Raw genomic sequence first — 25,943 nt, forward strand, 5'->3', positions numbered from 1 at the left:
GGCTATTTCTCCCCGAGCAGTTTGTTCAGGCGGATGGCTTCGGCCACGCTCCAGGCCTGGGCGATGGTCCCCTTGGGCATGTGGGGCGGGTTGCCCGTGTACAGTTCCGGGATCGAGGCGATGCCGAAGTCTTCGGGGAACGACCGCAGGATCGGCCTGAAGTATTTGCGCAGGAAGGCCTTGGCCCCGGTCCTGTCCTCGGCCTGTCGGAGCAGCGCCTCGCCGAAATGGCCGGCCAGCCATGGCCAGACCATGCCCTGGTGGTAGGCGGAATCGCGGGAGTCCGCATCGCCCCTGTAGAAGGGGGAATAGGCCGGGTTCCTTGGCGAGAGCGTTCGCAGGCCGTAGGGAGTGAGGAGATGGGCCTGGACCACGCTGATGATCGCCCGCATCTGTCCCGTGTCCAGCATGGTGTGGGGCAGGGAAACGGCAAATATCTGGTTGGGCCGGATGCACCGGTCCCGACCGTGTTCGTTGACGACGTCGTTCAGGCAGTTGTCGGCATGGTTCCAGAATTTGTCGATGAAGTTGGCGGCCAGCGTGTCTGCGGCCTGTTGAGCCTGGGTGGCCAGCTCATCCTGTTCGGGCGAGAGCTCAAGGAAGAAACGCAGCGCGTTGTACCACAGGGCATTGATTTCCACCGCCGCCCCGTGCCGGGGGGTGACGGGCCTGCCGTAGGCCTGGGCGTCCATCCAGGTCAACTGGGTGTGCTCGTTGCCCGCGTAGAGCAGTCCGGCTCCGCCCAGGGCGCACAGGGGCACCCTGCCGTCGAGATGGGCATTGATGATGTCGCGCAGGGCAGGGAAGACGCGGGCCATGACGAACCGCCTGCTCCCTCCGGTCTTGAGGTATTCCTGCACGGCCCAGAAGAACCAGAGCGAGGCGTCCACCGAGTTGTATGCCAGATGGTCCGAGTGCTGGTCGAGATAGTTGGGCAGCAGGCCGTCGCGTTCCAGTGCTGCGTAGGCGGCCAGGATTTCCTCGCCGAGTCCCCTGCGCCCGGCGTGAAAGGTCAGGCCGGGCAGGGCGATCATGGTGTCGCGTCCCCACTCGCCGAACCAGTGGTACCCGGCGACAACGGAGGCGAAGTCCGAAGCGTTTCGGATCAGGAACTGGCCGGAGAAGTATTTGAGTTGCTGGACGTGCTTGACCCGGTCCCTGCACGCCGCGAATTCCGTCTCGCGGCGGGTGATTTCCTTTTTGCGCAGCCGTTCGAGGTTGCCCAGCGGGTCGGTGGAGGCCGCGAAGATGACCGGCTTGCCTTTTTGCAGGGTCGTTTCGAACATGCCGGGGCAGAACAGGTCTTCCTGGTAGTCGAACCCTCTTTCGCGTTCCGCGAGGTACTCGAAATTGAGCTTCCATTTGGGGCCGGGGAAGAATTCGGAACGGCGGTTGGTGCCCATGAAGAGAGGCGGCATGCCGTTGTAGGGCTGGATCTTGCGACCGTTCTTTTCCGGGTAGGACTTGGGGCGCAGGAACATGTTCTCCCTGGTCAGGGAGTGGATGTCCCGGTAGGCCAGCAGGGGCCGGATGCGCAGGGTAGGCTTGACCTTGCCTTCGAGCAGCTCGTAGCAGAGCAGCACGGTGTTCCTGCCGTGCACCATGATCATGGACTTTTGGATAAGGGCGTCCCCGATGCGGTAGGTGATGGACGGGTGGAGGCCCTGTTCGAACCGTTCCACGAACTGGTGTCCGGTGGGGTGGTAGACGCCCGGGTATTTGTTGGTGGAGAGGTTGAATTCCAGATCGTCGTGGACCAGCGAGGTCTCGACCTTGGACAGGAGAACGAACTTGCCGCGCGGCTCCTTGAGCGCCGCCACGAGGAGTCCGTGATACTTTCGGGTATGGCAGTTGATGACCGTGCTGGAGGCGTAGCCGCCGAGGCCGTTGGTATCGAGCCATTCTTTTCGCGTCGCCGTTTCCGTATTGACGCATTCGTCCCGGGAAATCCGAATCATGCTGCACCGCCTGGTATGAATGAAGCCTGACTGAAAAGATCGAAAAAAGGGACTTCTCTATGATTCGTATAGATCGAAAAAAGCAAGTGCTTGCAAGCGAAAATTGCGCATTGACGTTATTATTTGGCGATATCGGCACAGAGGCGTCATCGTCTCGGCCGGAATATTCCGGGGCAATGATTGCCCTGCGCGGATTAGACGACACATTTATTTTGTAACTATTTGATTTTCAGTGCTAATAATTTGTATATTTTTGTTTACCATAAACTTGCACGGGGATAATGATATGCCATTCCGGCCTTGGGTCGGGAAGAAATTATTCAACGGAGGCTTGCATATGAGCCCCACATGTGAGGAGCCGGGCGCATCCACGTTTCGCCTGGCTGTCCGGGAAGCATCCTTGGCGGACCTTCCATTTCTCGAGCATCTCGAAAGGACGAGCTTCAGCGACAAGCGGCAGAGCTCCCGAGAGAGTCTGCGCAACAGCATCAGGAGTTCCGCCCAGTCGGTGCTGATCCTGGAAAAATCGGAAGGCAGGCAGCCGGCGACCCGCATGGGTGCCGCGATCCTGTTTCAGTACAAGCGTTCGCTCAGGGTCTATTCCGTGGCCGTGGATACGGCCTACCGGATGATGGGATTGGGCGAGGCGCTCATGCAGCACGTCGTCAATTTCGCCGTGACGCACGGCTACGAGCGGATCACGCTGGAAGCCGACATGGCCAACACCAAGCTGGTGGAGTGGTACAAGCGGATGGGTTTCGAGCCCGCAAGGCCGCTGACCGACTACTACGGCCCGGGCGAGGCCGCGCTGAGAATGGTCCTGTCCCTTTCAGGCAAGGGCAGCGGCCAGGACCACATGGTCATCGTGGTGGACGACGCCCGGCAGTCCCAGGACTGGGCACCGGGGATTCCCTTCTGCTCGGCCAAGGACTACCTGTCGGACACCAACTATTCAAAGTCGAGCCGGTTCCAGGTGCTGAACCTGTGCAACTCCCAGAAGACGCACTCCATGGGGTATTACGTCTCCCTGCTGGCGTCCGCGCGCAACCATCTGGTGGTCCCGTCGGTCATGGCCATGAAGGACGCGACCTCCACCATGGTGGCCCAGAGCCTGCTGGACGAAATCCGGGAGTACGTGGACAGGAAGCTTCCCGCCAACAAGGGGCCGAACTTCGAGTTGACCGTCATCCTGGGGATGACCGACAACCCGCGTTACTGTGAACTGGCCCAGAAACTGTTCACCCTGTTTTCCATACCTTTCTTCACCATCCAGTTGCAGTGGAGCGGGGCGTGGAGCCCGAAGAAGATCAAGGTGCTCCACCTCAAGCAGGTCCTGGCCGACAGCCCCGACCTGCTTCGTGACGCGCTCACCGCCTACTGCGCCAGGAAGCGGTACACCCGGCCCCGGCTCAAGAACTACAAGTACGACCTGGCCATCCTGACCAACAAGGACGAGCTGACCCCGCCGTCCGACGCCATGGCCCTGGAGCGGTTCCGCAAGGCTGCCGAAAAGGTCGGGTTTCACGTGGAGTTCATCACCAAGGCGGACCAGCGGCGGATGTGCGAATTCGACGCCCTGTTCATCCGCGAGACCACGGCCCTGGACAACCACACCTACGGCATGTCCCGGCACGCCTACACCGAGGGACTGGTGGTGGTGGACGACCCCTGGTCGATCATGCTCTGCTCCAACAAGGTCTATCTTCAGGAGCGGTTGGCCAACGCGGGCGTCTGCCAGCCCAAGGGATGGCTGCTGGCCCGCAAGGCGTGCGACGACAAGTTCCTGAAGTCGCTGCCCCTGCCCCTGGTCCTCAAGCTGCCGGAGAGCTCCTTTTCCCAGGGCGTGTATCTGGTCAAGACCATTGACGACCTCAAGGAGAAGCTGGCCGTCATGTTCACCAAGACCGATCTGGTCATCGGGCAGGAATTCCTCAAGTCGGATTACGACTGGCGCATAGGGCTCATCGACAACACGCCCCTCTATGCCTGCAAGTACTACATGGCCAGCAACCACTGGCAGATATACAACTGGGCGTCCACGGGCGGCGAGGAATTCAGCGGCAAATCCGATGCGGTGCCGGTCAATCAGGTACCGCCCGGCATCCTCAAGGCGGCGGTCAGCGCTTCCTCGCTCATCGGCAACGGGTTCTACGGCGTGGACCTGAAGGAGGTGGGGGGCAAGGCGTACGTCATCGAGGTCAACGACAACCCCAGCGTGGACGCGGGCGTCGAGGACGAGCTGCTCGGCAACGAGCTGTACGAGCGCATCATGCGCTCATTGTTCAACCGCATCGAGGCGGAGCGCCAGCAGGTGCGCTACGTCTATTGAGGAATCGGCCATGATTCATCCCGATACCGTCGTGAGGACCGTTTCTCCGGTCATCGGCAACGGCGTGTTCGCCACCCGCGACATCCCCCTGGGCACCATCGTCGTGGTCCGGGACGGGTTCGACACCTGTCTGACCAGGGAGGAGTTCGAGGCGCTGCCCGATCCCCTCCGGGAATCCATGGAGACGTATCTCTATCACGACCGGAACGGTTGCCTGGTGCTGAGCTGGGACCACGCCCGGTACATGAACCACAGCTGCTGCCCCAACACCATGATGACCGACTACCGGCTGGAGATCGCGGTGCGCGACATCCGGGCCGGGGAAGAGATCACCACGGAATACGGGCTGCTCAACATCCAGGAGCCGTACGCCATCCATTGCGGCTGCCCCGACTGCCGGAAGCATTTGCGGTTGGACGATATCGACCGCTACGGGGACCGATGGGACGTGCGCGTCAGGGAGGCGCTTTTGGCCGTGCCCGACAGGGTCCAGCCGCTTTGGGGACTGCTCGCACGGGAGACGCGTGCCGCAGTGCTCAGGCTGCAGAGAGACGCGGACCTGTATTCATCCGTGAAGAATCTGAAGTGGCGGGCGGATTAGCCGCCCGGTGAAGCGGGGCGCGCAGCGAGGCCGGGGATCAGTCGGCCGTGTTTCCCAGCCCCATGAGGATGTAGGCCAGTTGGGCGGCGGCGAAGTCCGAGGCGTGATCGCCCGCTGCCGGAGCCAGTTCCACCAGGTCCACGCCGATGAGCTTCTTCCCCTTGACCACCGATTCCAGAAGCGAAATGGCCGTCTGCCAACTCAGCCCCCCGGGGACCGGGGTGCCGGTGGCGCGGATCACGGACGGGTCGAGTCCGTCCACGTCAAAGGAAATGTAGATGTTGTCCGGGAAGTCCGGGGGCAGAATCTGCCGGGGGACGCCCTTGAGGAACAGCTCGCGCGCGTCGAGGTGGGGGACTTCGTTGGCCTTGCGGTAGTCTGATTCCTCCTTGCACATGGCGCGGACCCCTATCTGGAAGAGCGGCAGGCCCAGGTCGTCCATGGCCCGGCGCATGACGCAGGCGTGGGAGTAGGGCGACCCTTCATAGGTGTTGCGCAGGTCGGCGTGGGCGTCGAACTGGACGATGCCGAAGCGCCGGTGTTGCCGCAGGGCCCGGAGCGCGCCCAGTGTGACCGTGTGCTCCCCGCCGAGGACCACGGGCAGGGCTTCACACTCGACGGCGTAGCAGACCGCGTCCTCGATCCGGTCGAGTACCTTGGAAATGGGCCCCCCGCAGTCGATGGGAGGGGTGGTGTGGATGCCGTTTTCCGCCGGTGTGGACGTGCCGTTCCACACTTCCAGCTGAGTGGAAGCGTTTATGACGGCCGCAGGGCCTTCCGAAGTGCCGGAGCCGTAGGACACGGATGTCTCCAGCGGGACCGGTATGACGTGAAAGGCGGCCTCTTCGGGCCGGGCGTTGTCGATTTCACCGTCGAGAAAATGCAGAGCCATAATACCCCCTACGAAAGCCTGTTCTTGAAATCCTCGTATCCGAAGGTGCGGACGAGGGTCAACGACTCCTTTGCGTCGTCGTACAGATAGATGGACGGCAGCGGGATGCCGTTGAAGGTGTTGGTCTTGACCATGGTGTAGATGGCCATGTCCGTGAACACCAGCCGGTCGCCGGTCTTTGCCGCCCGGTCGAAGGAATACTCCCCGGCCACGTCGCCCGCCAGGCAGGACGGGCCGCCGATGCGGCAGGTCCAGGCCCTTTCGCCCGGTTCACCCGAGTCCACGATGTGGGGGCGGTAGGGCATTTCGATGACGTCCGGCATGTGGCAGGGCACGGCGGAGTCCATGATCACTATCGGCATGTCCGCCTCGACCACGTCCAGCACCCCGGCCACCAGGTAGCCCGCGTTCAGGGCCACGGCCTCGCCGGGCTCCAGGTAGACTTCGACATCCCATTTCTTCTTGAAGCGGGTGACGAGATCGACCAGCAGGTCCACGTCGTAGCCCGGCCGGGTGATGTGGTGGCCGCCGCCGAAATTGACGTAGCGCATGCGCGGCAGCACGTCCGCGAAACCGCGCTCCACGGCCTCGATGGTCCGTTCAAGGCAGTCCGCATCCTGTTCGCACAGGTTGTGCCAATGCAGGCCGGTGACGCCTTCAAGGTCGTCCGGGTCGAAGTGCGCGCGGCGGACGCCCAGGCGCGAGCCGGGCGAACAGGGATCATAGATGGGCGTGGCCCCCTCGGAATGCTCCGGGTTGATGCGCACGCCCAGCTCGATCTCCTTTCCCTGCTCCACGGCCAGCCGCTGCACGAGCGGACGGAAGCGGCGCAGCTGGGCAAACGAGTTGAACACGATGTGGTCGCTGGTCTCGCACAGGTCGCGGATGTCGTGCTCGGAGTACCCGGCGGCAAAGGTGTGCACCTCCCCGCCGAACTCCTCCCGGCCCAATCGGGCCTCATGGGGCGAGCTGGCGCAAACGCCGTCGAGTTTCCCGGCCAGCATGGGGAAGACCGCGTGCATGGCGAAGCACTTGAGCGCGAGCAGCACCTTGCACCCGGCCCGCTCCCTGACCGTGGCGAGGGTGTCCAGGTTGTCCCGGAGCAATCCCTCGTCCACGACGTAGCAGGGGGTATCGACCTTGGCCGGGTCGAAACGATATTCCAGGCGGCCGTCCACTACAGTTCCACTTCCTGCCAGGGCAGGCCGTGCTTGTTCAGGGCGGCCATGAACGGATCGGGGTCGAACTGCTCCATGTGGAACACGCCCTCGCCCTTCCATTTGCCGGTCAGCATCATCATGGCCCCGATCATGGCCGGGACGCCGGTGGTGTAGGAGATGGCCTGGGAGCCGACCTCTTCATAGGCGGCCTCGTGGGAGCAGATGTTGTACACGTACAGCTTCTTCTCCTTGCAGTCCTTGACGCCCTGCATGACGTTGCCGATGCAGGTGCGGCCCTTGGTCAGCGGGCCCAGCGAGCCGGGCTCGGGCAGGACCGCCTTGAGGAATTTGAGCGGCTGGATCTTCTGGCCGTTGTACTCCACGGGCTCGATGGAGGTCATGCCGATGCCTTCCAGCACCCGCAGGTGGGTCAGGTACTGGTCGCCGAAGGTCATCCAGAACCGGGCGCGCTTGAGGCCCTTGATGTGCATGACCAGGGATTCCAGCTCCTCGTGGTACATGAGGTAGCACTTCTTGTGGCCGATGCCTTCGGGGAAGTCGTAGTCCATGGACCAGGACAGCGGATCGGTCTCGACCCATTCGCCGCGTTCCCAGTAGCGGCCGCGCTGGGTGATCTCCCGGATGTTGATCTCCGGGTTGAAGTTGGTGGCGAAGGCCTGGCCGTGGTCGCCCGCGTTGCAGTCGATGATGTCCAGCACGTGGATCTCGTCGAAGTGGTGCTTCATGGCGTGGGCCGCGAACACGTTGGTCACGCCCGGGTCGAAGCCCGAACCGAGCAGGGCCATGAGACCGGCTTCCTTGAACCGCTCCTGGTAGGCCCACTGCCATTTGTATTCGAACTTGGCTTCCTCGGGCGGCTCGTAGTTGGCGGTGTCGAGGTAGTTGACCCCGGTCTCCAGGCAGGCGTCCATGAGCGGCAGGTCCTGGTAGGGCAGGGCGAGGTTGACCAGCAGGTCGGGCTTGACCGCGTTGATCAGCTTGACGGTTTCGGCCACGTTGTCCGCGTCCACTGCATAGGTGGCGACATCCACGCCCGTCCGTTCCCTGACGGATTTGGCGATGGCGTCGCATTTGGATTTGGTGCGGCTGGCGAGGTGGATTTCGGTGAACACCTCGGGGACCTGGGCGCACTTGTGCACCGCTACGCTGCCGACGCCTCCGGCGCCGATGATCAGAACCTTGGACATATGCGTATCCTCACTGAACGCCCCGTGGGGCGGTATGAATTGCTATCGTTCGAAGTACGTGTACCCCTGCAGGCCGTCCTTGTAGGCCTGAAGGATTTTCCGCCGCTGCGTCGGGGTGATCTGTCCGGACCGGACGGCGTTTTCCGCCGTTTCCCGGAACCGGTTCAGAAGCGCCTTGGTGTCGTATTCCACGTAGGAGAGGATGTCCTCGACCGAGTCGCCTTCCAGTTCTCCGACAAAGTCGAACTCGCCGTTCTCGCGTATCCTGATGGTGACGATGTTGGTGTCGCCGAGCAGGTTGTGCAGGTCGCCGAGCGTTTCCTGGTATGCCCCTACAAGGAAGGCCCCGAGGCAGTATTCCTCGTTGTCCTTCAATTCGTGCAGGGGCATGGTTCGCTTGACGCCCTGGCTGTCGATGAAGCGGTCGATCTTGCCGTCGCAGTCGCAGGTGATGTCGGCCAGCAGTCCCTCGCGGGTGGGCATCTCGTTCAGGCGATGCACCGGCATGATCGGGAATAGTTGTCCTATGGCCCAGGAGTCGGGCAGGGACTGGAACACGCTGAAGTTGCAGTAGTAGATGTCGGACAGGGCCTCGGTGATGCCCTCCAGCTCCTGTGGGAGCGTGGGCATGTCCTTGGCCAGCCGGGCGATGCGGTGGATGGTTTCCCAGAACACGCTGTCGCCCAACGCCCGTTCGCGGAAGGACAGTTTGCCCTGGGCGAACGCCTGCCGGACTTCGTCACGGTAGTAGAGGATGTCGTTGAAGCACTCCTGGACGTTGCGCAGGTTGAGCGACTGCATGGCGTCGTGGAGGTGCAGGATGTGAATGTTGGTGTTTTCGGGCAGCTTGTCGGGCAGCGGCTCCGGCTCGAAGCGCGCGGCGTCGAGCACGTTGAACAGCAGCATGGAGTAGTAGGCCACCAATGCCCGGCCCGACTCGGTGATGATGGTCGGGTGGGGGACGTTCTGCTCGTCGAGCACGGTCATGACGCCTTCAACCACGTCCACGCAGTATTCGTCCACCGAGTAGTTGCGGCTGGACATGAAGTTGGTCTGGGTGCCGTCGTAGTCCACGGCCAGCCCGCCGCCGAGGTCGAGGTAGCGCATGCCCGCTCCCTCGCCCACCAGCCCCGCATAGACGCGGCTGGCTTCGGCCACGGCGTTGCGGATTTCCCGGATGTTGGGGATCTGCGAGCCGAGGTGGTAGTGCAGCAACTGGAGACAGTCGAGCATCCCGGCATCTTTGAGAGCGTCGATGACCTCGATGATCTGCGCGGCGTTGAGGCCGAAGATGGATCGGTCGCCGCCGGACTCCGCCCACATGCCGTTGGCCTGTGCGGAGAGCTTGACGCGCACTCCCAGGATGGGGTCCACGCCAAGGGCCTTGGCCCGCTCGATGATCAGGGGCAGTTCGCCCGGCATCTCGATGACCAGCACGCACTTGAATCCCAGCTGGGTGGCGTGCAGCCCGAGGTCGATGAACTCCTCGTCCTTGTAGCCGTTGCACACGAGCACCGCCTCGGTGTCGCGCAACATGCCCATGGCCGCGATGAGTTCCGCCTTGCTGCCCGCTTCCAGGCCGTGGTGGTATTTTTTCCCGTGACGGGTCACGGCCTCCACGACCTGCTGCTGCTGGTTGACCTTGATCGGGTACGCGCCGAGATAGGACCCCTTGAAAGCAAGGGATTCCATGGCCGTCTGGAAGCTGTCGTTGAGCAGGGAAATCTGTGTGTCGAGGATATTCTCGATGCGCAGAAGCACGGGCATGTCCAGGCCGCGGTCCTGTATTCCCGCAAGTATTTCGGGAATGGAGACCGCACCGGAGAAATTGCCGGGCTCAGCGGTTACCTGAAGGTCTCCCGAAGGGGAGATGCCGAAGAATCCGGCGCCCCATTCGCGGACGCCGTAGAGTTCCGTGGACCGTTCAGCGGTCCATCTTTCCAGTGTAGGGGTCACTCATAAATCCTCCCAGCTAGATTTAACTCGGGATAACCCGGTAATCTCGCATTGCGGATGAAAAATTCACCCTTCCATGCGAGAGCGGGGTTTATGAACCCGGTGCGAAAAAGTCAACATATATTTGCAGCCTTTTTCGCGACAAAGTAAATGTTTATTTTCATCGGGCGGTGGACGGAGGAACGGCAGGCGGGCGGGCCCGGGGGAATGTGGCCCGGGACAGCCGAGGTCCCGCAGTGGGCGCTAGAGATCCGACAGCAGGCTGGAGAGCAGGGAGCTCTTGTTCTCGTACTCCGACAGCAGGGCGTCTAGGGCGGCGTATTTTCTGGTGAGGCTTGTTTCCAGGGCGTCCAGCCGCGCTTCCTCATTGTAGATGTTGTTGTCCAGGGCGGTGATGCTGGATTCGTAGTTTTCGATGAGGATGGGCAGGGAGCCCTCGTCTGCGTCGGTGATGCCGTCCAGTATGTCGGACAGTTCCCCGATGATGCCCTGCTTGACCCGGACGTCGCCCCCGTGGGTGCCGTCGGTCCGGTCGGTGACGGACATGTACAGGCCCGAGACGCTGTCGGAGGTGCCGAGGATGGTCCAGTTGTCGCTGTCCACAGAGGCCGCGACGCCGTTGATGGTGGCCGAGGTCAGCACGCCGCTTTCCACGGTGTACTGCACGTCGTACGTGCCGGCCTGGGTCACCGTGTCGATGACCGACAGGACCTGGAGCGCGTCCGTGTCCGACTCCCCGACGCCCCGTTGCGAAAAGAGGTTGCCGATGGCCTCGGGGTCCGTCTCTATGGCCTCTTCCAGCTCGTCCTCGTCGAGGATCAACTGGCCGAAGGTGTCGGAGCCCTCGTCCGCGTCGGTGCTGATGCCGATCTGGGAGAGGGCGTTGAAATAGTCGCCGCCGTCCTCGCTGTCGTATGCGGTGAAGCCGAGCGCCCCTGAGGAGATGCAGTTCTTGATGTTGTTGTAGATGATGTCCATGGCGTAGTTGTCCACGGTGTAGCTTTCCGTGTCCTCATCCTCGTCGTCATCGACGCGGCCGGTCAGGGTCTGGATGTCGAGGATGATCTGGTTCACCGACTCGACGAAGGTGGCGATCTTCTCCATCATGGCGTCCGTATCGTACTCCACGCTGATGCGCACGCCCTCGGCATCCGTGGATTCCTTGAGCTCGAAGGTGATGCCTGCCACCACGTCGTCGATGGAGTTGGTGGCGCGTTCGATCCATTCGTCCTCTTCCGGCGGGAACCCGTCCACCTTGATCTGGGCGTTCTGCGCCGTCTGGGTGTTGGTGAAGCCCGTCAGGCCGGTCAGGCCCGCATTGCCGGCGATGGTTATGGCGTTGTCCGCCCCGGCGTCCTCGCTGCTCAGCTTGAAATAGTATTCATCGCCGTCGTAGAGCAGTTCGGCTTCAATCCTGTCCCGTGCGTCCACGTCGTTGTTGACCGCGTTGACCAACCCTTCAAGGGTGGTCCCGGCGGCCACCTCCACGGAGATGGTTTCGCCGTCGAGGGTCAGTTCAAGGGTGGTGGCCGCGGCGGCGACCACGGTGTCCTCGGAGTCGAATCCGTCTCCGGAATTCACCCACACGTCCTTCTGGGCCAGTTGGTTCACGATCAGGGTATGGACGCCCTCGTCGGCTTCGCCGGTCAGCTCCACGGTCACTTCGTCGCCGCTGCTGGTGCCCTCCATTTCGAAGAACTCGTCGGGCTCGTCCATGTCGTCCAGGGTCTCGTTGAGGTCCTCGAGTTCCTCGTCGAGCATCTCCAGCAGGTCGATGATGTATTCGGTTTCGGTCTTTTGTTCCTCGTACGCCTCCAACTGGTAGCTTTCGGCGTCGATGGTGGCGTCGATGATCTCCGAGAAATCCGTGCCGTTGCCCAGGCCGGAGAAGGAGACCTCACCGGAGAGGGAAACGGTTTCGTATGCCGTGACGTCGCTGGAGACGGAGGAAACGTAGGACATGGCGTACCCCTAGATGTAGTTGAGCAGAGTCATTTTCATGATGTCGGACGAGGTGGAGAGCACCGCCTCGTACACGTAGTTGGCCTGCTCCAGTTCGATGATCAGCTGGGCCGCATCGGCGTCTTCCTCGCGGCTGATGGAGTTGGTGGTGATCTCCTTGACCAGGCTCAGGGATTGTTCGATGTACGTGACCTTGTCCTCCCTGGCCCCGATATTGGCGGCACCGGTCTCGACGTGCTCGTGGGCGGTGCGGATGTTCTCCAGGCATTCGGCCACGCCGTCGTAGTCACCCGTTTCCAGGTAGACGATGCAGTCGCTGATGGTCTCGAACAGGTTGGGCTCCTCGTAGGCCTGGCCCGTGGCCGCGTCCACGCCGCCGAAGATGGTGGAGCCCACGGTGTTCATCTCCACGGATGACCCTTCGGAAACTGCCACGCTCAGGGCCTCGTCGCTGCCGGTGTAGACCATGGCCCGGCGCACCATGAAGGCGTCGTCCTCCGAAGCGGCGACGTCGGTCCCGGCCAGCATGTCCGCCTGGACCGTGCCGAGGTCGAGGACGGTGTCGCCGGCGGCCAGGGTGGCCGAGGTCCAGGTCTCGCCGTTGTCCGTGGAATAGCTGTAGTCCACGGCGTCGGCGCCGATTTCCCCGTCCGAATCGAACCGCACCCGGATGGTGGTGTCGGTCTCGCCTTGGAGCGAGGTGAAGCCGGCGTTGCTCAGGGAGCCTTCGGGCAGGGTGACGCCCAGGCCCACGGCGTAGGCGTCGCTCTCGATGTCGTTGCCCGCGAATATGGCGTCCGTGCCCTGGTCGGTGTTGGCGATGGCGTACAGGCTGTCGAGATAGCCTTCCATTTCCAGGGCCATCATCTCCAGTTGGGTCTCGGTGAAGGTCTCGGTGGCCCCTTGTTCGGCCAGCTCCATGACGGCGGTGATGATCTCGCTGGCCTGCATGAGCACCTCGTCGGCCAGGCCCAGGTACTCGTCGGCCGTGGCGCAGTTCTCGAGATAGCCGCTCAAGGAACTTTCGTAGGAACTGAGTTCCATGACCCGGCCCATCCCCGCAGGATCGTCGGAGGGGCTGTTGATTCGTTTTTGCGAGGCGTTCATCATGGTCAGCTGCGTGACGTCGTTCAGGGAGGAGTTGAGCTGGTTGAGCGACTGGGAGAATATCTGGGAGGTGCTGATGCGCATGGCGGGCTCCTTTAGACGATGTCCAGGATGGTATCCATCATTGCCCTGGTGACGCTGATGATCTCGGCGGCGGCCTGGTAGGCCTGCTGCTGTTTGGTCAGTTCGATGAGTTCCTCGTCGATGTTGACTTCGCTGGCCGAGGCCTGTTGGTTGTAGAGGTATTCGGCGGAGGTCTGGGCATAGGCCTGCTGCAGTTCGGCGGAGGACGCTGCCGAGCCCACGTCGGAGACGATCCCGGCCAGGTACTGGCTCAGGGTCGTTTCCATGCCGTCCACGGTGATCGTGGTTGTGGACAACCCGGTGATGGCGGTGGCCACGTCGTTGGAGCCCGAGGCCACCAGGCCGTCATCGCCAACGCTGCCCGCGTTGATGTGCGAGACATCCTGGGCCGCGTAGCTGTCCACCGCGATGGTCGAGGCGTCGGTGCCCGTGAAATAGGTGTTCACTCCGAGGGCGGCCATGAGGTTCGTGGTATCCCCGGCGATCTCGAAGGTCATGTCCCCGCTCGCGTCGAGTTGGAACTGGCCGTCCGCGTTGATGGAGGCCGTCAACTCGCCGCCGAAGGCCGCGTTGATGTCCGCCACCAGGTCGTCCAGCGAGTCGGAGTCGAGGTCGAAGGCGAGGATGGCCGAGGTGGAGACCGCGCCGTCTTCGTCGTAGGTGATCAGCTGGATTTCGCCGGAGGCGGCCTGGTCGGCGAAATACAGGCCGCTGTTGGACAACAGGGCTGAAGAATCCTCCACTTCATAGCTGCCGGTGAGCGCGGTGTGGTGTTCCGTTCCGGCACCCTGGGCATGGGCCGAGTTCACTTCCCAGATGATGGATTCGGCCAGCTCGTCCAGGGAGTCCATGGTCGGGGTGACCACGTCGTCGCGGACCGTGAACAGTCCGGCCAGGCTGCCGCCGGACACGCGGCCGGACACGTCCTGGCCGGAGGCGTCGGTCATGGGGGTGATGTTGGTCAGGGAGCCGTCGCTTCCTTCCCAATACAACCCGGTCTTGGCCACGATGGTGTAGCGGTCACCGGCCTCGTGGTCGCCGCTGCCGTCGAACCAGATTTCCACGCCATCGACTTCCACACTGTTGTTTTCGTCGCCTGCGGTATAGAGCATGGTGTCTCCGTTTTCATCTTCGAGCCAGGTGTCCCCGCCGTCGGTGGAAACCCTGAATTGTGCCGTGCCGTCCGCCCCCGTAGATACGAATTCCAGGAGCAGTTCCTCGCTGGTCTCCCCCTCGAATTCCAGGGAGCCCTCGTAGGTTGAGTCGCGGAGCAGCGATTGAGTCACCTTGGGGGAGCTGTAGACGAGGTGGTGGGTCTCGGTGTCGTCGACCATGGTGTACCCCTCCTCGGTCAGGATGGTGACGGAGCCGCTCTCCTTGTAGAGCGTCTCAACGCCGATGATGGCGTCGAGTTCGCGGATGAGCTGGTCGCGGTCCGAGATGGCCTGGTTGTCGCCGGGGTTGGCCATAATGGCCGCGTTCAGGGCCGCGATGTCGTCGATGAGGCTGTTGGCGTCGGACACCTCGGTCTGGATTTCCGCGTCGATCGCGTCCACCGAGCTCTCCAGTTGCTCGATGGTGGAGGTCAGGGCGTAGATCAGGGTTTCGGTCTCGCCCAGAAGCGCTTCGCGGGCGGACAGGGAGTCCGGGTCGGTGGTCAGGTCGTTCCAGGCGGTGAGGAAGTCGCTCAAGGTGTCGTTCAGGCCGCCATCGGACTGGTTGAGCAGGGAATCCAGCTGGCTCAGGTACTCCAGGGCAGCGGTCTCACAAGAAAGGTCGGCGTAGGCCGACAGGTATTGGGCCTCCACGAACTTGTCCATCTGGGACAGGATGGACTCCACGTCCGCGCCGGTGCCCAGCGACAGCCCGTAGATGCTGATGGAGTCGCTGGTCTCGTAATTGACCTCGGTCCGCTGGTAGCCGACGGTGTCGGCGTTGGCGATGTTGTTCGACGCGTTGTCGATGGATACCTGGGCATTCTGCAGCGCCTTGGTGGCGATGGAGTACAGGTTGTTTATCATGGCGGACCTCCCGGTGACCTTCCGTTAGCGCTTCATGCTGATGGCGGTGGAGAGCAGCGTGTCAGCCGTGGTGATGATCTTGGAGTTTGCCTGGTAGGCCGCCTGCAGGATGATCAGGTTGGTCAGTTCCGTGGCCGTGTCCACGTTGGACTGCTCCAGGGAGTTGGCCGCGATGGTGCCGAACCCGGCGGACCCGGCGGTGCCGATGCGCGCCTGGCCCGATTCCGTGGTGGCGGAATAGAGGTTGCTGCCTTCGGCGGTGAGGCCCTGGAGGTTGGCGAAGTCGGCCAGGGCGAAGGTGTAGAGGGCCTCGGTCTGGCCGTTGGTGTAGCTGCCCGAGAGGACGCCGTTTTCATTGACCGTCACGTCGATGAGGGTGCCGGGTGCGTAGCCGTCCTGGGTCAGGCTGTAGGTGGCCGAGCTGTCGTCGTAGCTGGTGGTCGCGCTGGTGCCCAGTACGGAGTTGTTGAAGGTGGGCAAGGTGTCCGGGTCGCTGGTGCCGATGTCGTCCAGGGAGTCGATGGTGGTGGTTGTCCAGCCTGTGCCTGTGGAGAAATCCGTATTGGTCAGGCCGAAATTGAAGCCGATTTTCTGGTTTTCATCCGAGCCGGTGAAGTTGGCCTCCAGCAGCGGGTTGCCCTCGGAGTCGAACTCGGCCAGGGTCCAGTTTTCCATGTTCATGGGATCGGAGTCCACGGGGGTGTCCGTCAGGGTGAAGGCCGTGGTGGAGATGAGCTGCCCCGAGGTGTCGAAGGTCATGGTTCCGGCCATGAGCAGTCCGGCTCCGCTGGTGGTGTCCATGTCCGTTCCGTCGAAGACCCGCTCGTCGGAGGACGCATCGCAGGTGACGATGTATTCCCAGACGATGGCGTCGTCGTCCGTTTCAACCGGGTCCATGTAGACGGTCAGGTCATGGGCGGACCCGTTCTCGTCATAGACCGTGATGGTGGTCTGGTATGCGTAGAGCGAGTCGCCGATGGGCGGGTCCTGGGTACCGTCGTAGTAGGCGAACAGCGCCGTGTACGGGTCGGTGGTGGAGGTGGCGTTGTCCGTCGAGGTGGAGTCCAGGTTCAGGGAGAAGTTGACCTCGGTGGTCGCGCTGGGCGGGGATTGCGACTCGTCCAGCTGGATGTCCACCAGGGAACCGGCGATGGAGCCGTCGGTCATCTCCCAGCCCTGGACGCGGTTGCCGTGGGAGTCCACCAGGTAGCCGTCGGTGTCGAAGGAGAAGTTGCCTGCGCGGGTGTAGTAGGTGGTGCCGGTTTCCGGGTCTTCCACGATGTAGAAGCCATCGCCGTTGATGGCCACGTCCGTGGACGAGTTGGTGGAGGCATACGCCCCCTGGGAATAGTCCGTGTTGATGGAGGCCACGGTCACGCCGTTGCCCACCTGGTCGGGGTAGCCCCCGGCGTAAACGGTCGAGTAGAAGACGTCCTCGAACTGGATGGAGGAACTCTTGTAGGCCGTGGTGGTGGAGTTGGCCAGGTTGTTGGAGACCACCGAGGTGGCCTGGCTTTGGGCGTGGAGGCCGGAAATGCCGGTGTACATAGAGCCGGTGATACTCATTGCATTGCTCCTTGGTCTTTCGGTGATCAGTTGGTGGCGTAGGTGACGTCGACCATGTTCACGGTTCGTCCGTCGGACAGGGTCAGGATGACGCCGTCGTCGGTGGTGGAAACGCCGGTCACGGTGCCCGTGGTGGTCGTGGATACGTCGAAGGAATCGCCGTCGTCGTTTTCGGCGGAGAAGAGGATGGAGTAGGTGCCGTCGTCGGTCTCCGAACCGGTGTAGTCGTATCCGTCCCAGGCAAAGACATAGGTCCCGGCCTCGACGTCGGTGGCCGTGGCCGTGTCCACTATGTTGCCGTTGGAGTCGTAGACGTTGACGGTCAGGCTCGCGGCGTCCTCTTCCAGGGTGTAGTAGATGGATGAGACGTCATCCCCGTCCTTGGTCACGGTGTAGCCCGAGGCCTCGATCTCCATGCCCAGGTAGTCGAGGCCGCTCACGGCGGACATGGCGTCCAGCGTGTCGGAGAAGGACTCGATCTTTTCGTTCAGGGAAGCCAGTTCATCCAGCTGGGAGTATTGGGTCAGCTGGTTGACCATTTCCACGTTGTCCATGGGATCAGTGGGGTCCTGGTACTGCAACTCGGTCACCAGCAGGGTCAGGAAGTCCTCCGAGGTCAGCGAGGTCGCCTCTTCGGCGCTGGTGTACTCGATGGTGCTCGTGGACGAGGACGCAAGCAGCGAGTCGTAATAGCTGGTCGTATCGACGGTCATGAGACTTTCCTCCTTGTTTCGGCGACTTCTTCCTGTTCGGGGATCGGGGGGGCGGCCCCGTAGTGCTTCCGGAGCCGTTCCAGGGCCTGGAACTTGATGCTGCGGACGGTCCTGCAGGTGATGTCCAGGGCGGTGGCGATCTCTCCCGTTTCCATTCCATCCTTGAAGATCATGGTGATGACCTGGGCCTGTCTGCCGGTCAGGACTCCTGCGGGCAGGCAGAACAACTCCGCATCAATGCCGTCTTCGGTGTGAACCGGGCCCTGTTCGGAGAGCACCTCTTCCATCCACCGCATTTTCTTCCTGTAGTAGTCGATGACAGTGGTCCTGCAGATAATGTTGAGCCAGGTTATGAAAGAGCTTTTTTCTTTGTCGTAGCGGGACAGGTAATCGTTCTTGTATATTTTAAGCGCTACTTCCTGGTATATGTCGTCTATTTCATTGCTATGAAGAGACAAGCATTTTGCTTTACTGAAGTTGTTTATTAGCTTGAATATGAGAGAAGAGTGTTCTTTGAACAATATGTCATATGATAATTGTCCGTATACTCTTTCCATTTCAATAGATATGCTGCTCATGATTGCCTCCTGTAGGCATCACAGCAATAGCAGTTCCAACTGATATAAATACTATAAAAAGTAATATAAATTCAAAGCAAAAAAGTATTATACTAATATTCGTTTTCTTAATGTATAGCCTGTGCATCAGTTTGCATTGAAAAGGAAACTTAACAACAAATCGTAGTATGATTGGTGACGTGGCCCGTTTGTGCGGACGTGTTGACCGGGGGGAACGAATTGCCGGGCATGCGGATTTTTTGCATCCAAGACGGTCTTTCGCGCGATGAAACAAATACGTGGGGCCGGACCGGGAGAGTCCCGGTCCGGCCCCCTCCTGGAGAAGGAGACGGCTTTATCCGATGAGGGACAGGGCCATCTGCGGGAGCGAATTGGCTTGGGACAGCATGGCCACGGCGGACTGCGTGATGATCTGCTGCTTGGTGTACTCGGTCATCTCGGTGGCCACGTCCACGTCGGAGATCTGGGACTCGGCCGCCTGCAGGTTCTCGGCCTGGACTTCCAGGTTGGAAACCGTGGCGGAGAGGCGGTTCTCCATGGCGCCGAGGTTGGCGCGGATCTTGTCCTTGGACACGATGGCCGCGTCCAGGGCCTCGAGGGCGGCTTCCGCAGCCGCCTGGGTGGAGACCACGGCTCCCGCCCGGTCGGCGTTACCGGACAGGCCGACGCCGAGGGCCGAGGCGGTGGTGGTGCCGATGGTGACGTCATACTTGTCCTCTGCGGCGTCGTTGCCTGTGCCGAAGTGGATGGTGATGCCATCCCCGGACAGGTTGCCGTTGAGGAGATAGATGCCGTTGAAGTCGGTGGCGTTGGCGATACGGGTGATTTCCGAGGCCATGGCCTGGTACTCGGAGTCGATGATGGCCCGCTGTTCGTCGGTGTATGTGCCGGTGGAAGCCTGCTCCGCCAGTTCCTTCATGCGGATGAGCTTTTCGTCGATGACGGAGAGCGCTCCGTCTGCGGTCTGGATCATGGATATGCCGTCGTTGGCGTTCCTGATCCCCTGGTTGAGGGTTGAGACGTCGGACCGCATCAGTTCGCGGACGGCCAGGCCTGCGGCGTCGTCGGCCGAGGAGTTGATGCGCAGCCCCGAAGAGAGGCGTTCCGTGGACGTGCTCAACGCGCCGTAGGAATCGTTCAAGTGCCGGGCGGCCGAGTTGGCCATGAGATTGTTGTTGACTACCAGAGACATACTTTCCTCCTTGAAAGTTGTTGCTTCCATGCATCGAACCGGCTCCCGATGAACCGGTCCTCTTGATCATTCTTACGGAGGCAAAGCGGGAAACGTTCATGAAGGAATTTTTTTCCCTGCAATCGGGTTGCATGGCGGGAATAGATTTTTACAGATGGAATTAATGTTTCTTTAGCTTCCAAATATTTTTTAATATTTTTTTTATTACAAACTGCATTCTGAACATTTATGATCAGTCCAAAAGGAGAATGGAATGAGTCAATTGTTGCTGATCGACGATGATCCCGAGCTGGCGGAGTTGCTGGTCTCGTACCTCAACGGCGAAGGATACGGTCTCGACACGGCAACCTCGGGGAGTTCCGGGTTGGAGATGGCGGGAAACGGCGAGTATGAACTGGTGCTGCTCGACGTCATGCTGCCGGATACAAGCGGGTTCAACATCCTGGGGCAGTTGCGGGCGGAGTCCCCGGTGCCGGTGATCATGCTGACCGGACGCGGCGAGGAGATCGACCGGGTGGTGGGACTGGAGATGGGGGCCGACGATTACGTGTCCAAGCCCTTCCAGCTTCGGGAACTGCTGGCCCGGATCAGGGCTGTGCTGCGCCGGTACTCCAACGCTCATGAGCTGGAGGACGCAATGCCCGTTGCCCGCCAGAAAAAGAGCATCGAGATCGGGGAGGTGCTCCTGAACCGGAATGCCCGGAACCTGCAGCTGGGCGGCGCGCCCGTGCACCTGACCTCCACCGAGTACGACATCATCGAGATGCTGGCCCTGAACGCGGGCAACGTGGTCGAGCGCAACCGGCTGATGGAAAACGCATTGGGACGGGGAGAGGATTTCGATGACTACGTACTCAATGTGCACATGAGCAACATCCGCAAGAAGCTGGGCGGACATGCCAGCATCAAGACCATACGCGGACGCGGCTATCTCATGGCCGTGCCCCAGGGATCGTCGTTCTAGATGCGGCATCCAGGCGGCTATATCCTTGCATTGGCGGTGGTCGTTTTCGCCCTGTTGCCCGTCCTCGCCCTGGCGGGTGAGGATTTGGAGGACCTCAGCCTCGAAGAGCTGATGGATGTGGAGGTGGTCACGGCTTCTCGAAGGACCGAAGCCCTGACCCGGGTGCCCGGGGCGGTGACCGTGCTGACCGAAGAGGATATTTTTCGGTCGGGCGCGACGTCCATTCCCGAGGCCCTCAAGCTCGTGCCGGGGGTGCACGTCGCCCGCATGGACACGGACAAGTGGGCCGTGGGCGTTCGCGGCTTCAACGGCCTGCTCTCCAACAAGCACCTGGTCCTGCTCGACGGCAGGCCCATCACCTCGCCCACCACTTCCGGTGTGAACTGGGGCAGCGCCGTGCCCGTCAGCATGATCAAACGCATCGAGGTGGTTCGCGGAGTCTGGACCAGCCTGTGGGGCGCCGACTCCTTTACCGGTGTCATCAACATCATCACCAAGACCGCAGAGGAGGCCAGCGGCGGCCAGAGCGTGACCACGGTCGGGACTTCCGGGGTCGAGCAGGTGGTTCGGTATGGCGGAGAGGTCGGTGACAACGGCCATGCCGTGGGATTCGGCAGGACCGCCTACGAGGACGGCGACGGCATCAAGGGAGACGGCCGGAACAGGGGGTCCCGCGACTGGAAGACCCTTCAGGGGGGCTTCCGCTACGATTGGGAAAATGCCTACACCGACTTGCTGACCCTGCAGGGCGAGATGCAGGAGTCGCGCATCCATGAAACGTCGGCGGGGGTGGACCGCTTCTTCTCGCCGCGTGATTCCGTGTCGTACAACGGGTACACCCAGTTCGTCTGGGACCGGGCCACGGGCCTGGACGCGGGCGTCCGGTTCAGAACCTCTTTTTCCCACGGCGGCATCCAGATGGGGGATTATACCGACATCGCCAACACCGTGGACGCGGAACTGCAATACGCGGCGGAGCAGGCGGGCATTCACCGGCTGACCTGGGGCGCGGGCACACGGTATTATTGGGAAGACATCCCGGACAGGAATCGCCCCGAAAGGGATCGTGACGACCATTCCTTCTCCGGCAACGCCTTTATCCAGGACAGGATCACCGTCCTGCCTGAGAGCCTGTACCTGTTCCTGGGTTCCAAGTTCGACTACCTGGGGCAGGGGAGCCTGGAGATCCAGCCGTCCGTGCGGTTGCTGCACACCCGTGAGGACTCGGAATACTGGCTGGCCGTGTCCAGGGCGGTGCGCACCGACAACTGGTATCAGCAGTCCGGGGATTTTTTCATTGATTACAAGGGGAACCGGTACAGGGTCATCGCCCCCGGCGACCTGGATACGGAGGAATTGGTCGCCTACGAAGCCGGGTACAGGCACCGATTCTCAAGGGATACGAGTCTTGACGTGTCGTTTTACGTCAACGACTACGACGACCTGATCATGTACGATTTCGATGACGCGACCAACACCGCCGTCCTGACCAATTCCCTCAAGGGAACGGCCTACGGGGTGGAGGCGCTCTATGAGTGGAGGGTCTCCGACCGGGTCACTCTGCGACCCTCCGCCAGTCTCATTTACCAGCGGCTCTACGGGCTGGACGCCATGCCCATGGGCGGGGCAATGCCGGAAGAGGGCATGGGCAGCGAGGTCAAGCTGCAGGTCATGACCAAGCCTGCGCAGGATGTCGGCCTGGACGTGCTCGCCGGGTTCATCGACAGCCCGGACAAGCGGGCTTACCCCGGTTACTTCGAGGTCGAGGCCCACGCATCCTGGCGGGCCACGGACCAGCTTCTTCTGGAGGTCATCGGTCGGAACCTGGCCGGGGCCGACAACCGGTTCTCCGAGTTGCGCGTCGACCCGAGCCTGAAATTGCGGCTGACCTGGGATTTCTGATGCATCCGAGGTGGCAGGTCCTGTTCGCGTGCCTGATCTGGGCGTTTTCCCTATCAACCGCTGTCGCCGGGGGCGGCCAGGGGCTCACCGCCTCTCCCGACCGGTTGCGGGCATTGTACGTCCAGCGACTGGTCAAGTACGTCACCTGGCCCGAGGGGGCCGGGCCGGGGAAGGATGAGCCGTTCATCGTTGCCGCCGTGGACCCCGACGCGCTCAGGCCGTATTTCGCCGCCGGGGAAGCTGCCGCCCGTTTCAGGCTGGTGCAATGGCCTGCCCGGAAATACCACGTCCTGGTCCTGATCGGGGCCCCGCAACGGGAGGTCGCCGCCATCCTGAAAAGGGTTTCCGGGGAACCCGTGCTCACGATCTCGCAGAATCCGGTCAACCTCGGGCTGGGGAGCGTGGTGGATTTCGCCTGGAAGAACGGCAAGTTGAAACTGGAGATTAATTCCGATGCCGCCGAGGCGGCGGGGTTGACCGTCAGTTCACGCCTGTTGCAGCTGGCACGCATCTACAGGAAGGCGGAGCGATGACCGAACAACGCCTCAGACCCCTGGGCCGGAAGATCGTTGCCGCCATTCTGTCCATCACCCTGCTGGCCTTGGGATTGTTCTTCGTGCTGAACATCATCCCCATGATGTACGGCTTCCGTACCAATGCCGCCGACCGGGCCAGGACCCTGGCCGAACTCATGGGTTCATCCCTGTCCGCGTCCGTGGATTTCGAGGACGACGAGGCGGCCCGGGAAAACCTGGCGGCCCTGTCCCTCATCCCCGAGGTGACCGGGGCGGCGGTCCTCCTGGACGACGGCACGGTGTTCGTCTCGTTCGAGGATGCCCCGGCAGTGGAGGATGCGTCCGATGTCTCGGTGCGCATGGGCTTGTCGGAGTTGACCGTGGCCGCGCCCGTCCCTGCGGCCCACCAGGGAAGCGTGGTGGTCATCGGCATGTCCCTGGACGGCCAGTGGTCGTTCATCCGGGGGTATTTCGTGAACGGCTGCCTCATCTCGGTGGTGGTTTTCCTGTTCTGCTTCAAGGTCGCGGGGGTGGTCAGGAGAAAGCTGGGCGGCCCCTTGCACGAGCTGACCAGGGTGGTGCACGACATCTCGCGGAGCCGGGATTATTCACGCCGGGTGGAGCATGAGAGCGATGATGAGATCGGCGTCCTGGTGGCGGAGTTCAACTCCATGCTGGAAAAGATCGAGCACCGGGACCGGCGGTTGGGACGCCACCGGGAGATGCTGGAGCAGCGGGTCCAGGAACGGACCCTGCAACTCGAATCAAAGCAGTTGGAACTGATAAGGAACAACAACCAGTTGTATCGGGAAATCAGGAAGCGGAACCAGGCCGAGATGATCAAGGACGAGGTGGAGCGCATCAACCGGCACGACCTGAAATCCGGGTTGAGCCTGGTCATCGGGTACCCGGAGCTGCTGCTCACCGAGGGGGGCCTCACGGACAGGCAGGAGCGGTTGATCAAGCGCATCCGTTCGGCCGGGTACAGGATGCTCGACATGATCCGCAACCACCTGGACATGTTCAAGATGGAGAAGGGGGTCTATGCCCTGCATACGGGACGGATCGATCTGGTGGAGGTCCTGTGCGAGCTGGAAGAGGAGTTCATGCCGCTGCTGACCAGCCGGGGCGTGCGGTTGGACATGGCCGTCAATGGGGTCGAGGCCGTGGGAGACGAAGTCTTTCTCATCAGCGGCGAGGGGCCGCTTCTGCGCACCCTGTGCCGGAATCTCATCCAGAACGCCATCGAGGCCTCGGCCGAGGGCGACGTGGTCACGGTGTCCCTGGACGACGGGGAGCGCAAGACGCTGACCCTCTCCAATCCGGCCCCGGTTCCCGAACCCATCCGGCGCAGGTTCTTCGACAAGTACGTCACTGCGGGCAAGGAAAACGGCACCGGCCTGGGCACTTATCACGCGGCCCTCATCGCCCGGACCCACGGAGCGAATATCTCCATGAAGACCGACGACGCGACCGGCACGGTCATGCAGGTCGTGTTCAGGGAAAAGGGAGCCGGACAGATTTCCGTGTCAGCGGCGTCCGATTGATTCCGGATTGTCCGGGAAGCGCATCACCTGCGCGCCTTTGCCAGCGCGGCAACGAGTCCTTCCGGCGTCAGTGCGTCGGCTGCGAGCCCGAGGCGGAAACCGACCTGTACCGCCTGTGGGGGGATCAGGCCGCATTGATCCAGCAGCGTGTGGTTCTCGAACAGGCCTGAAACGGACCCGTCGTATTGCTTGCGTCCCTGCCCGAGGCAGACGGCCCGGGTCATGTTCTCGGCCACGAAGTCCATGTCGTGGCTGATGGCCAGCACGATCTTGCCCCGGTCCCGGAGGGTGCGCAGCATCGCCTCCAGCAGGCCGAGCTCTCGCGGGTCGAGTCCGGCAGTGGGCTCGTCCAGGACCACGGCCCCTGTGTCCATGGCCATGACCGAGGCGATGGCCAGCCGTTTGCGTTCGCTCAGCCCCAGGTCGTGGGGGTTGCGGTCTTCCATGCCCGAAAGGTCCATGGCGGCGATGGCGGCTGCGGTCAACTCCCGAACCTTTTTCTCAGGGTATTTCAGGTTGCGCGGGCCAAAGGCCACCTCCTCAACCACCGAGCCCTTGCATATCTGGTTGTCCGGGTTCTGGAAGAGCAGGGCGACCGAACCTGCCAGTTGGGCCACCCGTTTGTCGCTGGTGGGGTCGCCGTTGATCAGGACCGCCCCGCGGGTAGGCCGGAGCAGTCCGTTGAGGTGTTTGACCAGGGTTGACTTGCCCGAGCCGTTGTGGCCGACCAGGGCCACGCATTCCCCCGGGCGCAGGCTGAGCGAAATGTCTGTGAGCGCCTCCACCCCGCCGTCGTAACGGAAGCAGATGTCTCGCATTTCTATTTTCATGGCGTTTGCTTCAGCCATTGCCCAGCCCCTGCACGGTGTCTTCGAGGGTGGTGGGCAATCCGGCGTCCTCCGGCCAAAGGTCGCGTTCCCCTGCCAGTTCGCCGATGCGGGTGAACCGCGTCCAGTCGAGACCGATGTCCCTGATGCGCGGCGAGACCAGCACTTCCTCGGGCGCGCCGTCCAGCACGGCCTGTCCCTTGTGCAGGGCGATGACCCGGTCGGCGAACAGGGCCACGCTTTCCAGCCGCTGCTCGGCGACCACGATGGTTTTGCCCTGTTCCCCGAGTTGGCGGAGAATTGCGAAGACCGCCCGGGCGGAAGCCGGATCGAGGAATGTGGTGGGTTCGTCCAGGACCAGTATGGGCGTGTCCCCGGCCACTGCCGCAGCCAGGGCCACCTTTTGCATCTGGCCGCCGGAAAGGTGGTGGGGGGAGCGGTCGGCCAGATCGGCCAGCCCGGTCAGGGCGAGGGCCGCATCCACCCGGTCCAGCATGGACTGCCTGTCCATGCCCCGGTTTTCCAGGCCAAAGGCGATTTCGTCGCGGACCGTGAAGCGGACGCCGGACAGCTGGCTTTCCGGGTTCTGCATGACAAGGGCGACGGATTCGGCCATCTCCGACACGCTCGTCTCGGCGCTGTCCTTGTCGCAGACGCGGACATGGCCCCGGATGCTGCCCTGGTACAGGTGGGGGATCACGCCGGTCAGGGCGTGGCACAGGCTGGTCTTGCCCGAATTGTTCGCGCCGATGACGGCCACGAACTGGCCCTGCCCGATGTCGAGGGACAGGTTGTCCAGGGCCGTGTCTTCACTGTCCGGATAGGTGTAGGAGAGGCCCGAAATATCAATAATCGCCATTT

At 62.2% G+C, this 25,943-nt stretch carries 20 protein-coding genes; 6 read left to right on the forward strand and 14 right to left on the reverse strand.

Going from position 1 to position 25,943, the window contains the following annotated elements:
• Window positions 1-2: 2 nt before the first annotated feature.
• Window positions 3-1,958, reverse strand: coding sequence for an amylo-alpha-1,6-glucosidase (locus tag OO730_RS15500; RefSeq protein WP_264982394.1), 1,956 nt, complete (start codon window positions 1,956-1,958; stop codon window positions 3-5).
• 337 nt (window positions 1,959-2,295) lie between these two features.
• Between OO730_RS15500 and OO730_RS15505 the strand changes: the two genes are divergently transcribed.
• A complete protein-coding gene (locus OO730_RS15505; protein WP_264982395.1) occupies window positions 2,296-4,287 on the forward strand; it encodes a GNAT family N-acetyltransferase in 1,992 nt (663 codons plus the stop codon).
• Window positions 4,288-4,297: 10 nt separating this feature from the next.
• Window positions 4,298-4,888 (forward strand): SET domain-containing protein, encoded by a 591-nt coding sequence (locus OO730_RS15510; RefSeq protein ID WP_264982396.1) that lies wholly within the window; start codon window positions 4,298-4,300, stop codon window positions 4,886-4,888.
• 37 nt (window positions 4,889-4,925) lie between these two features.
• On the opposite strand, the gene speB is transcribed toward OO730_RS15510, so the two are convergent.
• The 11 genes from speB to OO730_RS15565 all read right to left on the reverse strand — a co-directional run bounded on the left by speB (window position 4,926) and on the right by OO730_RS15565 (window position 19,327).
• On the reverse strand, window positions 4,926-5,780 hold the full coding sequence (speB, locus tag OO730_RS15515) for an agmatinase (protein ID WP_264982397.1): 855 nt from the start codon (window positions 5,778-5,780) through the stop codon (window positions 4,926-4,928).
• A gap of 8 nt (window positions 5,781-5,788) precedes the next feature.
• Window positions 5,789-6,958 carry a carboxynorspermidine decarboxylase gene (nspC, locus tag OO730_RS15520; protein WP_264982398.1) on the reverse strand — a complete coding sequence of 390 codons (1,170 nt, stop codon included), beginning with the start codon at window positions 6,956-6,958 and terminating at the stop codon, window positions 5,789-5,791.
• Window positions 6,958-8,148 (reverse strand): saccharopine dehydrogenase family protein, encoded by a 1,191-nt coding sequence (locus OO730_RS15525; RefSeq protein WP_264982399.1) that lies wholly within the window; start codon window positions 8,146-8,148, stop codon window positions 6,958-6,960. The genes nspC and OO730_RS15525 overlap by 1 nt, the downstream gene beginning before the upstream one ends.
• A 42-nt stretch (window positions 8,149-8,190) precedes the next feature.
• The gene (speA, locus tag OO730_RS15530; RefSeq protein WP_264982400.1) at window positions 8,191-10,104 is read right to left on the reverse strand and encodes a biosynthetic arginine decarboxylase; all 1,914 of its coding nucleotides are present in this window, start codon (window positions 10,102-10,104) and stop codon (window positions 8,191-8,193) included.
• Window positions 10,105-10,347: 243 nt separating this feature from the next.
• A complete protein-coding gene (fliD, locus tag OO730_RS15535) occupies window positions 10,348-12,066 on the reverse strand; it encodes a flagellar filament capping protein FliD (RefSeq protein WP_264982401.1) in 1,719 nt (572 codons plus the stop codon).
• Between the two features lie 9 nt (window positions 12,067-12,075).
• Window positions 12,076-13,257 carry a flagellin N-terminal helical domain-containing protein gene (locus tag OO730_RS15540; protein ID WP_264982402.1) on the reverse strand — a complete coding sequence of 394 codons (1,182 nt, stop codon included), beginning with the start codon at window positions 13,255-13,257 and terminating at the stop codon, window positions 12,076-12,078.
• An 11-nt stretch (window positions 13,258-13,268) separates the two neighbouring features.
• Window positions 13,269-15,278: a flagellar hook-associated protein FlgK gene (locus OO730_RS15545; RefSeq protein ID WP_264982403.1), complete on the reverse strand. Its 2,010-nt coding sequence runs from the start codon at window positions 15,276-15,278 to the stop codon at window positions 13,269-13,271.
• A 24-nt stretch (window positions 15,279-15,302) separates the two neighbouring features.
• Window positions 15,303-16,844 carry a flagellar hook protein FlgE gene (locus OO730_RS15550; protein ID WP_264982404.1) on the reverse strand — a complete coding sequence of 514 codons (1,542 nt, stop codon included), beginning with the start codon at window positions 16,842-16,844 and terminating at the stop codon, window positions 15,303-15,305.
• Window positions 16,845-16,870: 26 nt separating this feature from the next.
• Window positions 16,871-17,557 (reverse strand): flagellar hook assembly protein FlgD, encoded by a 687-nt coding sequence (locus OO730_RS15555; protein WP_264982405.1) that lies wholly within the window; start codon window positions 17,555-17,557, stop codon window positions 16,871-16,873.
• Complete coding sequence (locus tag OO730_RS15560; protein ID WP_264982406.1) at window positions 17,554-18,135, reverse strand: RNA polymerase sigma factor; 582 nt, start codon at window positions 18,133-18,135, stop codon at window positions 17,554-17,556. The genes OO730_RS15555 and OO730_RS15560 overlap by 4 nt, the downstream gene beginning before the upstream one ends.
• Window positions 18,136-18,469: 334 nt before the next feature.
• Entirely contained in the window at window positions 18,470-19,327 is an 858-nt protein-coding gene (locus OO730_RS15565) for a flagellin N-terminal helical domain-containing protein (protein WP_264982407.1), read from the reverse strand.
• 253 nt (window positions 19,328-19,580) lie between these two features.
• Between OO730_RS15565 and OO730_RS15570 the strand changes: the two genes are divergently transcribed.
• From OO730_RS15570 to OO730_RS15585, 4 genes are read left to right on the forward strand one after another with little or no spacing between them, the layout of a single operon-like run.
• Window positions 19,581-20,291 carry a response regulator transcription factor gene (locus OO730_RS15570; RefSeq protein ID WP_264982408.1) on the forward strand — a complete coding sequence of 237 codons (711 nt, stop codon included), beginning with the start codon at window positions 19,581-19,583 and terminating at the stop codon, window positions 20,289-20,291.
• Window positions 20,292-22,193: a TonB-dependent receptor plug domain-containing protein gene (locus tag OO730_RS15575; protein ID WP_264982409.1), complete on the forward strand. Its 1,902-nt coding sequence runs from the start codon at window positions 20,292-20,294 to the stop codon at window positions 22,191-22,193.
• Entirely contained in the window at window positions 22,193-22,726 is a 534-nt protein-coding gene (locus tag OO730_RS15580) for a YfiR family protein (protein ID WP_264982410.1), read from the forward strand. The genes OO730_RS15575 and OO730_RS15580 overlap by 1 nt, the downstream gene beginning before the upstream one ends.
• Complete coding sequence (locus OO730_RS15585; protein WP_264982411.1) at window positions 22,723-24,255, forward strand: CHASE sensor domain-containing protein; 1,533 nt, start codon at window positions 22,723-22,725, stop codon at window positions 24,253-24,255. Before OO730_RS15580 ends, OO730_RS15585 begins: the two co-directional genes overlap by 4 nt.
• 23 nt (window positions 24,256-24,278) lie before the next feature.
• Here the strand turns inward: OO730_RS15585 and OO730_RS15590 are convergent, their stop codons facing one another.
• Entirely contained in the window at window positions 24,279-25,103 is an 825-nt protein-coding gene (locus tag OO730_RS15590; protein WP_264982412.1) for an energy-coupling factor ABC transporter ATP-binding protein, read from the reverse strand.
• Complete coding sequence (locus tag OO730_RS15595) at window positions 25,096-25,941, reverse strand: energy-coupling factor ABC transporter ATP-binding protein (protein ID WP_264982413.1); 846 nt, start codon at window positions 25,939-25,941, stop codon at window positions 25,096-25,098. The genes OO730_RS15590 and OO730_RS15595 overlap by 8 nt, the downstream gene beginning before the upstream one ends.
• Between the last annotated feature and the right edge of the window lie 2 nt (window positions 25,942-25,943).

Source organism: Pseudodesulfovibrio portus (assembly GCF_026000375.1).
Lineage (GTDB): Bacteria > Desulfobacterota > Desulfovibrionia > Desulfovibrionales > Desulfovibrionaceae > Pseudodesulfovibrio > Pseudodesulfovibrio portus.

Bases quoted from the DNA above. Each gene is read 5' to 3' on its own strand.
- OO730_RS15500 (WP_264982394.1), bottom strand. From the start codon at position 1,958: ATGATTCGGATTTCCCGGGACGAATGCGTCAATACGGAAACGGCGACG.
- OO730_RS15505 (WP_264982395.1), top strand. From the start codon at position 2,296: ATGAGCCCCACATGTGAGGAGCCGGGCGCATCCACGTTTCGCCTGGCT.
- OO730_RS15510 (WP_264982396.1), top strand. From the start codon at position 4,298: ATGATTCATCCCGATACCGTCGTGAGGACCGTTTCTCCGGTCATCGGC.
- speB (WP_264982397.1), bottom strand. From the start codon at position 5,780: ATGGCTCTGCATTTTCTCGACGGTGAAATCGACAACGCCCGGCCCGAA.
- OO730_RS15525 (WP_264982399.1), bottom strand. From the start codon at position 8,148: ATGTCCAAGGTTCTGATCATCGGCGCCGGAGGCGTCGGCAGCGTAGCG.
- fliD (WP_264982401.1), bottom strand. From the start codon at position 12,066: ATGTCCTACGTTTCCTCCGTCTCCAGCGACGTCACGGCATACGAAACC.
- OO730_RS15540 (WP_264982402.1), bottom strand. From the start codon at position 13,257: ATGCGCATCAGCACCTCCCAGATATTCTCCCAGTCGCTCAACCAGCTC.
- OO730_RS15545 (WP_264982403.1), bottom strand. From the start codon at position 15,278: ATGATAAACAACCTGTACTCCATCGCCACCAAGGCGCTGCAGAATGCC.
- OO730_RS15550 (WP_264982404.1), bottom strand. From the start codon at position 16,844: ATGAGTATCACCGGCTCTATGTACACCGGCATTTCCGGCCTCCACGCC.
- OO730_RS15555 (WP_264982405.1), bottom strand. From the start codon at position 17,557: ATGACCGTCGATACGACCAGCTATTACGACTCGCTGCTTGCGTCCTCG.
- OO730_RS15560 (WP_264982406.1), bottom strand. From the start codon at position 18,135: ATGAGCAGCATATCTATTGAAATGGAAAGAGTATACGGACAATTATCA.
- OO730_RS15565 (WP_264982407.1), bottom strand. From the start codon at position 19,327: ATGTCTCTGGTAGTCAACAACAATCTCATGGCCAACTCGGCCGCCCGG.
- OO730_RS15570 (WP_264982408.1), top strand. From the start codon at position 19,581: ATGAGTCAATTGTTGCTGATCGACGATGATCCCGAGCTGGCGGAGTTG.
- OO730_RS15575 (WP_264982409.1), top strand. From the start codon at position 20,292: ATGCGGCATCCAGGCGGCTATATCCTTGCATTGGCGGTGGTCGTTTTC.
- OO730_RS15580 (WP_264982410.1), top strand. From the start codon at position 22,193: ATGCATCCGAGGTGGCAGGTCCTGTTCGCGTGCCTGATCTGGGCGTTT.
- OO730_RS15585 (WP_264982411.1), top strand. From the start codon at position 22,723: ATGACCGAACAACGCCTCAGACCCCTGGGCCGGAAGATCGTTGCCGCC.
- OO730_RS15590 (WP_264982412.1), bottom strand. From the start codon at position 25,103: ATGGCTGAAGCAAACGCCATGAAAATAGAAATGCGAGACATCTGCTTC.
- OO730_RS15595 (WP_264982413.1), bottom strand. From the start codon at position 25,941: ATGGCGATTATTGATATTTCGGGCCTCTCCTACACCTATCCGGACAGT.